Origin of the sequence: Shimia biformata (assembly GCF_016888515.1) — a bacterium.
Taxonomy (GTDB): domain Bacteria; phylum Pseudomonadota; class Alphaproteobacteria; order Rhodobacterales; family Rhodobacteraceae; genus Shimia_A; species Shimia_A biformata.
The window spans coordinates 2,092,979-2,107,019 of the sequence record NZ_JAFEJK010000001.1 but is presented as its reverse complement, the minus strand read 5'-3'; the positions used below and the strand labels follow the sequence as shown (position 1 = coordinate 2,107,019).

General features: G+C 61.8%; 11 protein-coding genes and 1 tRNA gene. 4 read left to right on the top strand and 8 right to left on the bottom strand.

Going from position 1 to position 14,041, the window contains the following annotated elements:
• Positions 1–4 precede the first annotated feature (4 nt).
• The 3 genes from cimA to JQ863_RS10295 all read right to left on the bottom strand — a co-directional run bounded on the left by cimA (position 5) and on the right by JQ863_RS10295 (position 3,671).
• The gene (cimA, locus tag JQ863_RS10305) at positions 5–1,627 is read right to left on the bottom strand and encodes a citramalate synthase (protein WP_204114187.1); all 1,623 of its coding nucleotides are present in this window, start codon (positions 1,625–1,627) and stop codon (positions 5–7) included.
• Between the two features lie 115 nt (positions 1,628–1,742).
• Positions 1,743–3,113 carry a cysteine--tRNA ligase gene (gene cysS / locus JQ863_RS10300; RefSeq protein WP_204114186.1) on the bottom strand — a complete coding sequence of 457 codons (1,371 nt, stop codon included), beginning with the start codon at positions 3,111–3,113 and terminating at the stop codon, positions 1,743–1,745.
• A gap of 183 nt (positions 3,114–3,296) precedes the next feature.
• A complete protein-coding gene (locus tag JQ863_RS10295; protein ID WP_204114185.1) occupies positions 3,297–3,671 on the bottom strand; it encodes a VOC family protein in 375 nt (124 codons plus the stop codon).
• An 81-nt stretch (positions 3,672–3,752) separates the two neighbouring features.
• On the opposite strand from JQ863_RS10295, the gene soxR reads away from it, so the two are divergent.
• The 4 genes from soxR (at position 3,753) to JQ863_RS10275 (ending at position 7,841) form a co-directional block, all read left to right on the top strand.
• Positions 3,753–4,235, top strand: coding sequence for a redox-sensitive transcriptional activator SoxR (gene soxR, locus JQ863_RS10290; protein WP_204114184.1), 483 nt, complete (start codon positions 3,753–3,755; stop codon positions 4,233–4,235).
• A gap of 25 nt (positions 4,236–4,260) precedes the next feature.
• Entirely contained in the window at positions 4,261–4,605 is a 345-nt protein-coding gene (locus JQ863_RS10285) for an MmcQ/YjbR family DNA-binding protein (RefSeq protein WP_204114183.1), read from the top strand.
• A 318-nt stretch (positions 4,606–4,923) separates the two neighbouring features.
• Complete coding sequence (locus tag JQ863_RS10280) at positions 4,924–6,096, top strand: pyridoxal phosphate-dependent aminotransferase (RefSeq protein ID WP_204114182.1); 1,173 nt, start codon at positions 4,924–4,926, stop codon at positions 6,094–6,096.
• A gap of 206 nt (positions 6,097–6,302) precedes the next feature.
• Positions 6,303–7,841, top strand: a complete 1,539-nt coding sequence (locus JQ863_RS10275) for a trimethylamine methyltransferase family protein (RefSeq protein WP_204114181.1) — start codon at positions 6,303–6,305, stop codon at positions 7,839–7,841.
• A gap of 197 nt (positions 7,842–8,038) precedes the next feature.
• Here the strand turns inward: JQ863_RS10275 and JQ863_RS10270 are convergent, their stop codons facing one another.
• From JQ863_RS10270 to JQ863_RS10250, 5 genes are all read right to left on the bottom strand, one after another.
• Entirely contained in the window at positions 8,039–8,332 is a 294-nt protein-coding gene (locus tag JQ863_RS10270; RefSeq protein WP_204114180.1) for a winged helix-turn-helix domain-containing protein, read from the bottom strand.
• A gap of 216 nt (positions 8,333–8,548) precedes the next feature.
• Positions 8,549–12,220, bottom strand: coding sequence for a vitamin B12-dependent ribonucleotide reductase (locus JQ863_RS10265; protein WP_204114179.1), 3,672 nt, complete (start codon positions 12,218–12,220; stop codon positions 8,549–8,551).
• Between the two features lie 590 nt (positions 12,221–12,810).
• Positions 12,811–12,887, bottom strand: a tRNA-Pro gene (locus JQ863_RS10260).
• A 93-nt stretch (positions 12,888–12,980) separates the two neighbouring features.
• Positions 12,981–13,448: a DUF192 domain-containing protein gene (locus JQ863_RS10255; protein ID WP_204114178.1), complete on the bottom strand. Its 468-nt coding sequence runs from the start codon at positions 13,446–13,448 to the stop codon at positions 12,981–12,983.
• Entirely contained in the window at positions 13,448–13,990 is a 543-nt protein-coding gene (locus JQ863_RS10250; RefSeq protein WP_204114177.1) for a cold-shock protein, read from the bottom strand. The genes JQ863_RS10255 and JQ863_RS10250 overlap by 1 nt, the downstream gene beginning before the upstream one ends.
• Between the last annotated feature and the right edge of the window lie 51 nt (positions 13,991–14,041).

The following is a 14,041-nucleotide window of genomic DNA, read 5'->3' as shown; positions in this document are numbered from 1 at the left end:
CCGGTCAGGCCACCTTGTCGCGCACCAGTTTCCAGTTGATCGCGTCCAGAAGCGCCTCGAACGCGGCATCGACGATATTGGCGGACACACCCACAGTGGCCCAACGCCGCCCCTTGCCATCCTCGAAGTCGATAATCACACGCGTCACGGCCTCGGTGCCGCCATTGGTGATGCGCACCTTGAAGTCGACCAGATGCACGTCCTGAATCACGTCCTGATAGGGGCCAAGATCCTGCCGCAGCGCCTGCCAGAGCGCGTTGACGGGGCCATCGTCGCTCATCTCATCGGAATGTTCGTTCTTGAAATAGGACGTGGTCTTGTCGCCCGACGGCATCTGGACCGTCACCACCGCCTCGGATTCCACGACGATCTGGCCGCGCGCATTGCGGCGGCGTTCCGAGATCACGCGATAACGTTCGACGTCGAACCACGCCTGATCCAGCCCCAGTTCCGCCCGCGCCAGCAGTTCGAAACTGGCCTGCGCGGTGTCATAGCTATAGCCCGCCGTCTCGCGGTCCTTGATGACCGACAGGATGCGGCCAAGCGCGGGGTTGCCCTTGTCGACGCTCAGCCCGGCATCCGCCAGCCGTTTGCGCAGGTTCGACTGCCCGGCCTGGTTGGACATCGGGATGATGCGTTCATTGCCGACTATCTCGGGTTCGATATGCTCATAGGTCGAGGGATCCTTCAGGATCGCGCTGGCATGCAGCCCCGCCTTATGCGCAAAGGCCGAGGCCCCGACATACGGCGCCTGTTTCATCGGCACCCGGTTCAGGATGTCATCCAGCAGGCGGCTGGCCTGGGTCAGCCCCTTCAGATTCTCGACCGCGATGCCCGTCTCCAGCGTGCTGGCATAGGGTTCCTTCAACAACAGCGTCGGGATCAGCGTGGTCAGGTTGGCATTGCCACAGCGCTCGCCCAGCCCGTTCAATGTGCCCTGCACCTGCCGCGCGCCCGCGTCGATGGCCGCCAGAGACCCGGCAACGGCGTTTTCGGTGTCGTTATGGGTGTGGATGCCAAGATGATCGCCGGGGATGCCCGCCTCGATCACCGACTTGGTGATGGCGTTGATTTCCGCAGGCAGCGTGCCGCCATTGGTATCGCAGAGGACAATCCAGCGCGCACCCGCGTCATAGGCTGCCTTGATCGCTTCCAGCGCATATGACGGGTTGGCCTTGTAGCCGTCAAAGAAATGCTCGGCATCAAACAGCGCCTCGCGTCCCTCTTTCACGAGATGCGCAATGGATTTGGCGATGTTCTCGGTGTTTTCGGCCAAGCTGATGCCAAGCGCGGTCACGACGTGGAAATCATGGGTCTTGCCGACCAGACAGACCGCCGGAGTGCCCGCGTTCAGCACCCCTGCCAGCACGTCATCGTTTTCCGCGCTCATCCCGGCCCGCTTGGTCATGCCGAAGGCGGTGAAAGTGGCGTTCAGCTTGGGGCGGCTTTCGAAGAACTCGCTATCAGTCGGGTTGGCGCCGGGCCAGCCGCCTTCGATGTAATCGACGCCCAGCGTGTCCAGCACGGCAGCGATCTGCGCCTTTTCCGGGGTCGAGAACTGCACCCCTTGGGTCTGCTGCCCGTCGCGCAGGGTGGTGTCGTAGATATAGAGGCGTTCGCGGGTCATGGCTTGCACTCCTTGTCCGTGGCGCTTGCGTCACGGGCAGCGCCCGTCCGCCCCCCCGGGCGGGCGCTTCTCGCCCCCCCGCGGACGGGCACTGCCCTCATGTCGCGCATATACATCACAGCACCCCTTCCAGCTTCGCGGCATCAAATCCCGGACCCGGAACCAGTTCGACGCCCTCTTTGGACATCCGCACTTCGACACCAGCATCGATCAGCGCGGCCTTGATGCGGTCAACTTCCGAGAAATCCTTGGTTTCCATCGCCTTGGCGCGTGTATCAGCAAGAACCTTCGCCAGCCCGGATAGATCCGCATCCGGTGCATCGGCCCAGTCACCCATTTCATCGGTCAACAGACCGAGCATCTGCGCACCCGCCAAAAGTTCGGCGACGTCGCTCGCGTTGGCCAGTCGATGCAATTCTGTGATCGCACCCGCCGTGTTCAGATCGTCTGCCAAGGCGGAAACCACTGCTGCGGGCACGGTGGACGAGGGCTCGATGCCCTCGGTCAGCATACGCCACTTTCGCAGCGTCGCCTCTGCTTCGCCCGCCTTCTTCGCGGTCCAGTCCATCGGCTTGCCATAATGCGTGCTGAGAAACACGAACCGGATCACCTCGCCCGGCACGCCCTGATCCAGCAGATCGCGCACGGTGAAGAAGTTGCCCAGAGACTTGGACATCTTCTTGCCCTCGACCTGCAGCATCTCGTTATGCATCCAGACCTGCGCAAAACCACCTTCGGGATGGGCACAGCAGCTTTGGGCGATTTCGTTTTCGTGGTGCGGGAACATCAGGTCGTTGCCGCCACCGTGAATGTCGAAGCTTTCGCCCAGCAATTCGTAGCTCATCGCCGAGCATTCGATGTGCCAACCCGGACGCCCGCGCCCCCAGGGGCTGTCCCAGCCCGGCAGGTCATCGCTTGACGGTTTCCACAGCACGAAATCCATCGGGTTACGCTTGTAAGGCGCCACTTCGACCCGCGCCCCGGCGATCATGTCATCAACCGAGCGGCCCGACAGCGCGCCATAACGCTCATAGCTTTCAACCGAGAACAGCACGTGGCCCTCGGCGGCATAGGCGTGGCCCTTCTCGATCAGCCCCTCGATCATCGCCACCATCTGCGGGATATACTCGGTCGCGCGCGGCATGGCGTTTGGCTCCAGCGCGCCAAGCGCGCCCATGTCATCCAGATACCATTGCGTCGTCTCGGCGGTGATCTTCGAGATCGGCACGCCGTCACGCTCGGCCCGCGCGTTGATCTTGTCATCGACGTCGGTGAAATTGCGCACGTAGGTGACGTGGTCGGCCCCGTAGACATGGCGCAACAGGCGGTAAAGCGTGTCAAAGACCACCACGGGCCGGGCATTGCCGATATGGGCGCGGTCATAGACCGTCGGGCCACAGACATACATCCGCACGTTTTGCGGGTCGATCGGGGCAAAGACCTCTTTTCGCCGGGTCATGGTGTTGTGCAGTTTGATCGTCGTCATAAGCCCTCGCATGGCACGGCAGAACCCACCGGCTTGTCCATCACGCGGGACTTAGCAACTTCATCTCATGTTTGGAATAGAAGAACGCCCGCCAACGATGTCAGCGGATAATGCAGCAGATAATGATGGTCGCGTTCCTGGTCATGGGGCGACCCTAGGCCGCCGCATGTTGTTTGGCAAGTCTCAGTCGTAACTGACCAGTTCGAACTCGATCCCGTCCGGCCCATCGAAGTAGAACCGCCGACCGGGTTCGTAATCGGCGTGATTATGCGGTGTATAGCCCGCCGCCTTCACACGTGTCTCCATCCCGTCAAGGTCGTCAACCACCAGCCCGACATGGTTCAAGCCGTTGATCTGAAGGTAATTGTTCTGCGCCGGGCTGAGGTCCCCACCCGGAGAATAAAGCGCCAGATAATTGTCATCCGTGCCCACATGCACGGTAAAGCCATCGTTGATCGCGGGGCCCTGCCAGCGGATATGCCAGCCAAAGAGATCACACAGCACCGCCGCGGTTGCCTTGGCATCGGGTACGGTGACATTGACATGTTCCAGTTTCATTTGAAGTTCCTTTCGTGATTGAATTTCATCGACAATCACTCTAGTTTCTCAATATAGCTTGAACTCAATAGAAAAATACCAATGCAAAACAGACGCTTGCAAAGACATGGATTTTCAATTGGTGAAATCTCGGCGCGATCCGGCCTCGCACCCTCGGCGATCCGCTTCTACGAGGAAAAGGGATTCGTCCGCCCTTTTCGCACCGACAGCGGCCAGCGCCGCTTCGAACGCGCCGACCTGCGCCGGCTGTCCTTCATCAAGATCAGCCAGGCGCTGGGCTTCACGCTTGAGGAAATCGCCGAGGCGCTGTCGTCCCTGCCCGACTCCCGCACGCCGACCAAATCCGACTGGGCCAAGATCTCGCGCCGTTTCGGGGCCGAGCTGGACGCGCGGATCGCGCAGATGCAGGCGCTGCGCGCGCGGCTAGACAGCTGCATCGGCTGCGGTTGCCTGTCGCTGAAAACCTGCGCGCTTTACAATCCCAAGGACGCGGCCAGCCGGCTGGGACAGGGGCCGCGCTATGTCATGGGCGACAGCGCGGCGGATATCGGGGTGGACGAATGACCTTGCCGCGGGGCAAACTGAGCCCATGTCTCGCGACACCGTCAACGCCATCTGCGCCACCTTCCCCGGTGCCGAATGCTCCGACCCCTGGGGCGGCGGCCATGATGCGTGGAAAGTCGGCGGCAAGATGTTTGCCTGCGTCGGCACGCAAGGGACCGGCGTCTCGGTCAAGACCCCGGATGTCGAGACCGCACAGATGCTGATCGAGGTCGGCGAAGCCCAAAAAGCGCCCTATTTCCACCGCTCCTGGGTTTTGTTCCCGCTGGATGCGGGCGAGGACGCACTGCGCCACCGGCTTGAGATCGCCTATGACACGATCCGCGCGGGGTTGACCAAGAAGCTGCAGAACAGCCTGGCGCCGAGGGAATGAGGTTTCTCTCGGCGGCACCAGCGGACAGAGTCCGTCCACCTTAGGCCCAGATGCAGCGAAACGGTCTGGGGGGGGGCTCCGTCGCCTTGTGGGTTGGGTCGATCATTCTACCACATTTCAGCGCTTGCATAGCCCGGGAGGACACCCGTGCAGCGCCCGACCCCCCCCATGGGAGGGCGCTTCTCGCCCACCCAGGGTCAGGCGCTGTCCTTCTCGCCGCCGACCAACCCCCCGCGTGATACCCCCGATCACGGATTTTGATTTGACGAATCCGGCCCGATATGTGCCCCTCGGCGTTCCATTCACGGGGGGGGCGACATGCAGCTTTCACATCGCATCACACATCTGACCGGTGGCGGTTCCGACGGCTGGGACGTGTTCTACAAGGCGCGTCGCATGATTGCCGAAGGTCAGGACGTGATCGAACTGACTATTGGCGAGCATGACATCCGCACCGACCCGGTGATCCTCGATGCGATGCATCGCGCGGCGCTGGGCGGTCATACCGGCTATGCCATGGTGCCCGGCACGCCGGGTCTGCGCGACGCGGTGGCAGACCGGCTGACGGCACGCACCGGGGTTCCCACCACCCGCGACAACATCCTGATCACCCCCGGCGGCCAGTCGGCCCTATTCGCCAGCCATCACGCGGTCTGTGACGAAGGCGACCGGGCGCTGTTCCTTGACCCCTATTACGCCACCTACCCCGGCACCATCCGCAGCGTCGGCGCGGTGCCGGTCCCGGTGCCGACCCATGCCGAGGACGCGTTTCAGCCCCGCCCCGACGACATCGCCCGCCTTGCCAGCGGTGCCAAGTCGCTGCTGATCAACACGCCGAACAACCCCACCGGCACGGTCTATTCCCGCCAGACGCTTGAGGGGATCGCATCGGTCTGCATCGAAAACGATCTGTGGCTGATCTCGGACGAGGTCTATGACACGCAGGTCTGGCAGGGTGCCCACCTCAGCCCCCGCGCCCTGCCCGGCATGACCGACCGCACGCTGGTGGTCGGGTCGATGTCGAAAAGCCATGCCATGACCGGCAGTCGCATCGGCTGGATCGCCGGCCCTGAAGAGGTGATCCAGACCCTTATCACCCTTGCCACCCACACCACCTATGGCGTCGCGGGGTTCATTCAGGACGCGGCAGAGTTCGCGCTGGCGCAGGGCACCGCCCTTGAAGACGAGGTCTCGGCCCCGTTCCGCCGCCGCCGGGCGCTGGCGCAGGACATTCTCGAAGGTCAGAACGCCGTGGGCCTGATCCCGGCGCAGGGGGCGATGTACCTGATGCTGGATATCCGCACGACCGGGCTGAGCGGCGAGGATTTCGCCAACCGCCTGCTGGATGCCCACCGGATCGCGGTCATGCCGGGCGAAAGCTTTGGCCAGTCGGCGGCGGGCCATGTGCGCGTCGCCATGACCATCGACGATGACCGCTTTGCCGAAGCATTGCGGGTTCTGGTCGATTTCGCGGCCCCCCTGTCAGACTGACCAAAAACGACATTGCGTCGCAAACAGCGCTGCACGGCGCGCGATCCTCTGCCCCTATGGGCGAAGGAGACATGTCATGCAGGCAATGCGCAGCAAGATCACGCTGGTCATCGTCACCATCGGCGGACGCCGGGGGCGCGCCGCGCGTGGGCGGCCGGAACGGGTTTGACCGCCTTTTTCCCCTTTCCCGCCACAGGACGCCCTCCATGACTGACCACTCCCCCCGACGCTCTGGCCGCGCCGCACGACGCGCCGCCCGCGCCGCCCCGCTTGCCGCTGACACCCGCCCGGTCCGGGCCGGACTTGAGGGCGGGCAATACCGGCCGCTCTCTGACACCGACGTGACCCGCATCCACGAAGCGGCCCTGACCGCGCTGGAACAGATCGGGCTGGCCGACGCGCCACCCAGCGGGATCGACCACATGACCCGCGTCGGCGCCACCTTGGGCGCCGATGGCCGTCTGCGCTTTCCCCGCGCCGTGGTCGAAGCAGCGCTTCAGACCGCGAACCGGGATGTCACCCTGCCTTCGCGCGACATGAAGAACGACCTGCACCTAACTGGAAACAGGGTACATTTCGGAACCGCCGGAGCCGCCGTCCACATGGTCGATGTCGATGGCCGCAGCTATCGCGACTCGACCGTTCAGGACCTGCACGACGCCGCCCGTATCGCCGACAGACTGGACAATATCCATTTCGTCCAACGCCCAATGGTCGCCCGCGACATCCCCGACAACCGCGAGATGGACCTGAACACGATCTATGCCTGCTGTTCTGGCACCACGAAACATGTCGGCACCTCTTTCACCGAACCGGGGTTCGTCGCCGACGCGCTGGAGATGCTGCACATGATCGCGGGCAGCGAAGACGCATGGCGCGCGCGCCCCTTTGTCAGCAATTCCAATTGCTTCGTCGTGCCGCCGATGAAATTCGCCACCGACGCCTGCCTTGTCATGGAAGCCTGTATCGCGGGTGGCATGCCGGTCCTGCTGTTGTCGGCAGGCATGGCCGGGGCCACCGCGCCCTCGACCATTGCCGGGGCCATCGTGCAATCGGTGGCGGAATGCCTGGCGGGCGTGGTCTATGTCAACGCCATCGCGCCCGGTCATCCGGCGATCTTCGGCACATGGCCTTTCGGCCTTGATCTGCGCACCGGAGCGATGACGGTCGGCTCGGGCGAACAGGCGCTGCTGACGGCGGGTTGCGCCCAGATGCACAAGTTCTACAGCCTGCCCGGAGGCGCTGCCGCCGGTGCCTCGGACAGCAAACTGCCCGACATGCAGGCGGGATGGGAACAGATGTGTTCCAATGTCATGGCCGGGCTGTCGGGGCTGAACATGGTCTATGAAGCCGCCGGGATGCATGCCTCGCTCTTGGGTTTCTGCCACGAAAGCCTGATCCTTGGCGATGACCTGATCGGTCAGGCCTTGCGCTGTGTGCGCGGGATCGAGGTCGATGACACCACGCTGGCGCTGGATCAGATCGCCGAGGTCTGCCTTGGCGGTCCCGGCCATTATCTGGGCACCGGTGAAACCCTGGGCCGAATGCAGAAAGATCATGTTTATCCGTCACTTGGAGACCGAACCTCACCCAAGGAATGGGCCGAGAAAGGCAAGCCGGACCTGCTGAAAAACGCCACTTCGCGCAAACAGGACATCCTCGCCACCCCCAGCGCCGCGCGGTTCGATCCCGACCTCGACAGCGCCATTCGCGCCCGCTTCAAAATCCATCTTCCTCTTGCCTGAAATACCTCGGGGGTGAAGTTTGAAAACTCGGCGAGTTTTCAAACGAGGGGGCAGCGCCCCCTGTCCCGGCCTGACAAAAAAATTGGGGGGCCGAAGCCCCCCAAGTTTCGCCGTTCAGACTCACTTATGATTACTGCCCGAGGTTTATGCCTGCGGTCTGAACGTCGTCGAAGCGAGCGCACCCGCTCCGTGTCTCGTCAATTGCGCTTCAAGTAGGCCCGTCCTCTTTCGGTGATCCGGAAACCACGTGGAACGTCTTCAATGAAGCCTTCGCAAAACGGATTCCCCGGCGTTTTACGATGACACTTCAAGTTTCGTATCACCTGATCGATCTTTTGATCCGATCGATTTTGCAAGGGTGCTAGGTCCTCAACCGACAATGCGACCCGCTCTTTGACAGCTCGCCTAATTTCCGTCGTTGTCAATTCGCCCAGCAGGCTTTCATTCAACACCTCCAAAACAGGACGAGTCAGCTCGTTCTCATGAACCATCATTAGGTTCCTTCTCTGGTTATCCACAGGCTTAGAGCAGAAAGTTGGTGTTAAGTCTGTGGGTAAGTTGGTGCGTCATTGATCACCAATCCGCGATATGTTCACTCCTTTCCTATGCCCAAAAACGGGCAGATTGGTTTGCCTCCAGATTCGACGCAAAACACTCTGGAGGAGGCCCGGAGGCGGTGCTGCAACACCGCCTCCACCCTCATCTTCTTAGCTACACCCGCTGGTCGCGCCGCAGGTGTTGCATTTCATGCAGGTGCCGTTGCGCACCAGCGTGTAGTTGCCGCAATCGCCGCAGGCTTCGCCTTCGTAGCCCTGCATCTTGGCCTTGGTGCGGGCGTCCATGCTGACCGTGCCGCTGGCGACCGCCGTGGTGGTCGTGGTCGTGCTGACCGCTGCGGCGCTGCCTGTGCCAGTGGTCGTTTCCGGCACCAGCGTTTGCAGCGTGGCGACCGGGTCGGCAATCGACTGACCGCCGTTCAGCACCACCAGTTCCTGCGGAAGCCGCTTGCGCAGATAGCCCGTGGACGAGATTTGTTTCAGCACTTCCAGGGACTTGGACGCCGCGCTGTCGGACATTTCCTTGATGTTGGAAACGCCTTCCTCTTCGCCACGGCCCAGGTCATCAAAGGTCGCGCCTTCGGGTTTGACATGCGCCAGGTCGGTGCGGTCCAGGTAGCTGACGGCCAGTTCGCGGAACACGTAATCCAGAATCGAGGTCGCGTTCTTGATCGAGTCGTTGCCCTGCACCATGCCCGCCGGTTCGAACTTGGTGAAGGTGAAGGCATCGACGAACTCTTCCAGCGGCACACCGTATTGCAGACCGACCGAGACCGCGATGGCGAAGTTGTTCATCATCGCCCGGAACCCGGCGCCCTCTTTATGCATGTCGATGAAGATTTCGCCCAGCGTACCGTCTTCATATTCGCCGGTGCGCAGATAGACCTTGTGGCCACCGACAACCGCCTTCTGGGTATAGCCCTTGCGACGATGCGGCATCTTCTCGCGGTGCGATTTGACGATTTCCTTGACGATCACCTTCTCGATGATCTTCTCGGCCAGCACCGCCGCCTTTTCGGTGGGCGAGCCGCTTTCCAGCACCTCGGCCGCCTCGTCGTCATCCTCGACCAGCGCCGCCGCCAGAGGCTGCGACAGTTTCGAGCCGTCGCGGTAGAGCGCGTTGGCCTTCACCCCCAGCGACCAGCTGAGTTCATAGGCCTTCTGGCAATCCTCGATCGTGGCGTCATTGGGCATGTTGATCGTCTTTGAGATCGCGCCCGAGATGAAGCTCTGCGCCGCCGCCATCATGGTGATATGGCTGTCAACGCTCAGATAACGCTTGCCTTTCTTGCCACAGGGGTTGGCGCAGTCGAAGATGTGGTAATGTTCTTCCTTCAGGTGCGGCGCCCCTTCCAGCGTCATCGTCCCGCAGACGTGATCGTTGGCGGCCTCGATGTCCTTGCGGCTGTAACCGAGGTGACGCAGCAGGTCGAAAGACGGGTCGTTCAGCTTCTCGGCCGGGATGCCCAGTACGTTCTGGCAGAACTCTTCGCCCAGCGTCCACTGGTTGAACACGAAGCGGATGTCGAAGGCCGAGCCAAGCGCCGCCTCAACCTTGTCGATCTCGTTCTGGCCAAAGCCGTGGCCGATCAGCGAGGTGTGGTTGATCCCCGGCGCGTTGCCGATGCTGCCGTGACCGACGGCATAGGACACGATTTCCTCGATCTGGCTGGAGGAATAGCCAAGGTTCTCAAGCGCGGTGGGAACCGAGCGGTTGATGATCTTGAAATAGCCGCCGCCTGCCAGCTTCTTGAACTTGACCAGCGCGAAATCGGGTTCGATCCCGGTGGTGTCGCAATCCATGACAAGGCCGATGGTGCCGGTCGGTGCGATGACCGAGACCTGGGCGTTGCGATACCCGTGCTTCTCGCCCAGCTTCAGCGCCTCGTCCCACGAGGATTGCGCCAGCTTCACCAGCGTCTGATCGGGGCAACTGGCCGCGTCCATCGGGACCGGTTTCACTTCCAGACCTTCATACCCGTCGGTCGCGCCATAGGCCGCGCGGCGGTGGTTGCGGATCACGCGCAGCATGTGGTCTGCGTTGCGGGCGTGGCCCGGGAAGGCCCCCAGTTCGCCCGCCATTTCCGCCGAGGTCGCATAAGAGACGCCGGTCATGATCGCGGTCAGGGCCGAGGTCAATGCGCGGCCTTCGTCGCTGTCATAGCCGAAGCCCATGTTCATCAAGAGGCCGCCGATATTGGCATAGCCAAGACCCAGCGTGCGGAAGTCATAGGACAGCTTGGCGATTTCCTTCGACGGGAACTGCGCCATCATCACCGAGATTTCCAGCGTGATGGTCCACAGGCGCGTGGCGTGGATGTAATCCTCGGCCTGGAATTTGCCATCCTTCAGGAAGGTCAACAGGTTCATCGACGCTAGGTTACAGGCCGTATCGTCAAGGAACATGTATTCCGAACAGGGGTTCGAGCCGCGGATCTCGCCGTCTTCCGGGCAGGTGTGCCAGGCGTTGACGGTGTCGTGGAACTGGATGCCGGGGTCGGCACAGGCCCAGGCCGCGTGGCCGACGTCTTCCCACAGCTTGCGCGCCTTGATGGTCTTGGCGACGCTGCCATCGGTGCGGCGGATCAGTTCCCAGTCGGCGTCATCCTTGACCGCCTTCAGGAAGGCATCGGTGACGCGGATCGAGTTGTTCGAGTTCTGACCCGAGACAGAGGCGTATGCTTCCGAATCCCAGTCCGTGTCATAGGTCGGAAACTCGATCGAGCCATAGCCCTGCTTGGCATAGTCCAGCACGCGCTTGATATAAGTCTCTGGAATGGCAACCTTTTTCGCGTCGCGGATCGCCGCTTTCAGACCCTCGTTGGTGTTCGGGTCATAGGCGTCCTCTTCCTTGCCGTCCCATGCCTTGATCGCCGCGAAGATGCCATTCAGCTTTTCTTCGTGCATCTTCGAGCCGGCGACGATCGAAGCGACCTTCTGCTCTTCCTTCACTTTCCAGTTGATGTATTCCTCGATGTCGGGATGGTCTGCATCGACGATCACCATCTTGGCTGCCCGACGGGTTGTCCCGCCTGATTTGATCGCGCCGGCTGCGCGATCCCCGATCTTCAGAAAGCCCATCAGCCCCGAGGACTTGCCGCCACCCGAGAGCGATTCGCCATCGGCGCGCAGGGACGAGAAGTTGGTGCCGGTGCCCGAGCCGTATTTGAACAGGCGTGCTTCGCGGACCCAGAGGTCCATGATGCCGCCCTCGCCCACCAGATCGTCGGCGACCGACTGGATGAAGCAGGCATGGGGCTGGGGATGCTCATAAGCCGATTTCGACTTGGTCAGCTTGCCGGTCTTGTAGTCGACATAATAGTGGCCCTGACCCGGACCATCGATGCCATAAGCCCAGTGCAGGCCGGTGTTGAACCATTGCGGAGAGTTCGGCGCCGCCTTTTGCGTCGCCAGCATGAAGCGCATCTCATCGAAATAGGCCTGGGCGTCGGCCTCGGTCGAGAAATAGCCACCTTTCCAGCCCCAGTAGGTCCAGGCACCGGCAAGACGGTCGAACACCTGCTTGGCCGAGGTCTCGCCCCCGGTTTCGACGCCCTCGCCATCGGGCACCGAGCGCCACAGGAATTCCGGCACGCCTTTTTCCTTCACGCGCTTCAGCTTGGCGGGGACACCGGCCTTGCGGAAGTATTTCTGCGCGATCACGTCGGATGCGACCTGGCTCCAGGTGGCGGGCACTTCGACATTGTCGAGACGGAACACGATGGTGCCGTCCGGGTTGCGAATCTCTGATTCCGTGGTCACGAAATCCAGCGCCGCATATGCGTCTTGCCCGGCCTTGGTGAATTTTCTCTCGATCTTCATGGTCGCCCCAAAATGTTAACTCTATGTGTCCCGACATGACCGCGATGGGTCTCGTGCGGATGGGGCGACCCGCAGGGAAAGCGGTTCCGTGACGCCCTCGCCGTAAAGCGAAGCCGTTTATCAAACACCGAAACCTGTCCGGTCTATGAGAGGAGCCATTGTCCCTGCCCGATCGCTGTAGCCACTATATGTTGTGGCATTCCCGATCCGCTCACACAATCTGGCGTATCGGAGGGGCGAGGATCAAGAACTTTATTTTATCTAAACAGTTCTTTTTGCGGTTGACCGGTCCCGAATCTGCGGCCCCGACGCACCCACCCATTGATTCCAAATATTAACGCTGACCGGGTGGTCAAAAGTTGGTTGTTGAACCTCGGCGCGGAACGGCTTTTGAAACAACGGTTTTTTCACATTAGGTCAACAGCCCCGCCCTAACGCGAACACTACATATGGTGAAAAGATAAGCAATTCGTCTACATTTCGATGTGCGTCACGAAATTGTCGCAGATTTTGTCTTCGGCGACAGCACGGCGCAGGGGCGCCGCGATTCGCGCCCCATGGCACGTGTCATTTTCGTCGATTGTGGAAGATGGTCGGGACGGCAAGATTCGAACTTGCGACCCCCTGTACCCAAAACAGGTGCGCTACCAGACTGCGCTACGCCCCGGACCGAGGCGTGGTTTACCCCCGGTTGCCCGGATTGAAAAGCCCCAAAGCAGCCCCAGCGCAAGAACCGGCGCACTAAGGCGGAAAAATCGCGTCAGTCATCACAGGGCCAGGCCGCGCCGGACTGGTCTATGCGGGGATGGCGCAGCACGTCTCCCGCGGCCAGGCCCATCGCGCGCGCCATGCCGCCGTTGATCTCAAGCACGAACTGCGCCGGCCCATCCGACGGGATCTGGGTCCGGTCATGGGGAATCGCCTTGTGATGCACCTTGATGACCGTGCCGGTCTGATCGGCAAAGATCATGTCGAGCGGAATCAAGGTGTTCTGCATCCAGAATGCCACGGCGCGCGCGTCGGGGTACACAAACAGCATCCCTGCGCTTTTCGGCATCGCCTCGCGATACATCAGCCCGCGGGCGCGTTCCTCGGCGGTGTCGGCCAGCTCGATTGCAAACCGCGCATGGCCAAAATCCCCGCGGATTTCCACCCGGTCGTCACGACACTCGGCCTGAACCGCAGAGGCCAGCAGGACAAGACCAGCCGCCAGCCCCCCGCGGCGCATCAGAGGTTGTTTTCCTTGACCGCATGTTCCCAGGCCGCGACCTCGGTCGCCATACGGCCCCGTTTGCCGTCGATCACCCGCATGGCCAGCGCCTCTCCGGGCTGAAGATCGGCCAGCCCCGAGCGGCGCAGCACCTCGACATGAACAAAGACGTCATCGGTGCTGCCAAAGACATTGGCAAACCCGAATCCCCGCGTCTTGTCGAACCACTTGACCCGCGCAGGTTCCAGCGCGGCGGCGCGGATCGCGTCCTGATCGAGATCCCGCAAATCCTCAAGCGCGCTTTCCGCCGGGCTTTCCGGGGGCTCGATCCGAAAGATCTCGGTCGCCTGCTTGCCGCGATCCGTGTCCTGCATGGCGATCTCGATCCCGGCGCCATCGGCAACCGAGCTCTGGCCAAAATTGCGCAACACATTGGCATGCAGAAGAATGTCCTGAGACACCCCTTCCACGACGACGAATCCGAACCCTTTTACCGGATCGAACCACTTTACACGTCCCGCGATTCTCTCGCAGGTTTTATCGTTCTTGGTCAACGACATACCCTGAAACTTCCATCCCCACGGCGGTCAGCCTGCTAGAATTTGACGTAA

What these genes read in the sequence shown, in the direction of transcription:
- JQ863_RS10275 (WP_204114181.1), top strand. Translation starts at nt 6,303, where the DNA reads ATGACTGACCACTCCCCCCGACGCTCTGGCCGCGCCGCACGACGCGCC.
- cysS (WP_204114186.1), bottom strand. Translation starts at nt 3,113, where the DNA reads ATGACGACGATCAAACTGCACAACACCATGACCCGGCGAAAAGAGGTC.
- soxR (WP_204114184.1), top strand. Translation starts at nt 3,753, where the DNA reads ATGCAAAACAGACGCTTGCAAAGACATGGATTTTCAATTGGTGAAATC.
- JQ863_RS10280 (WP_204114182.1), top strand. Translation starts at nt 4,924, where the DNA reads ATGCAGCTTTCACATCGCATCACACATCTGACCGGTGGCGGTTCCGAC.
- JQ863_RS10270 (WP_204114180.1), bottom strand. Translation starts at nt 8,332, where the DNA reads ATGGTTCATGAGAACGAGCTGACTCGTCCTGTTTTGGAGGTGTTGAAT.
- JQ863_RS10255 (WP_204114178.1), bottom strand. Translation starts at nt 13,448, where the DNA reads ATGCGCCGCGGGGGGCTGGCGGCTGGTCTTGTCCTGCTGGCCTCTGCG.
- cimA (WP_204114187.1), bottom strand. Translation starts at nt 1,627, where the DNA reads ATGACCCGCGAACGCCTCTATATCTACGACACCACCCTGCGCGACGGG.
- JQ863_RS10250 (WP_204114177.1), bottom strand. Translation starts at nt 13,990, where the DNA reads ATGTCGTTGACCAAGAACGATAAAACCTGCGAGAGAATCGCGGGACGT.
- JQ863_RS10295 (WP_204114185.1), bottom strand. Translation starts at nt 3,671, where the DNA reads ATGAAACTGGAACATGTCAATGTCACCGTACCCGATGCCAAGGCAACC.
- JQ863_RS10285 (WP_204114183.1), top strand. Translation starts at nt 4,261, where the DNA reads ATGTCTCGCGACACCGTCAACGCCATCTGCGCCACCTTCCCCGGTGCC.
- JQ863_RS10265 (WP_204114179.1), bottom strand. Translation starts at nt 12,220, where the DNA reads ATGAAGATCGAGAGAAAATTCACCAAGGCCGGGCAAGACGCATATGCG.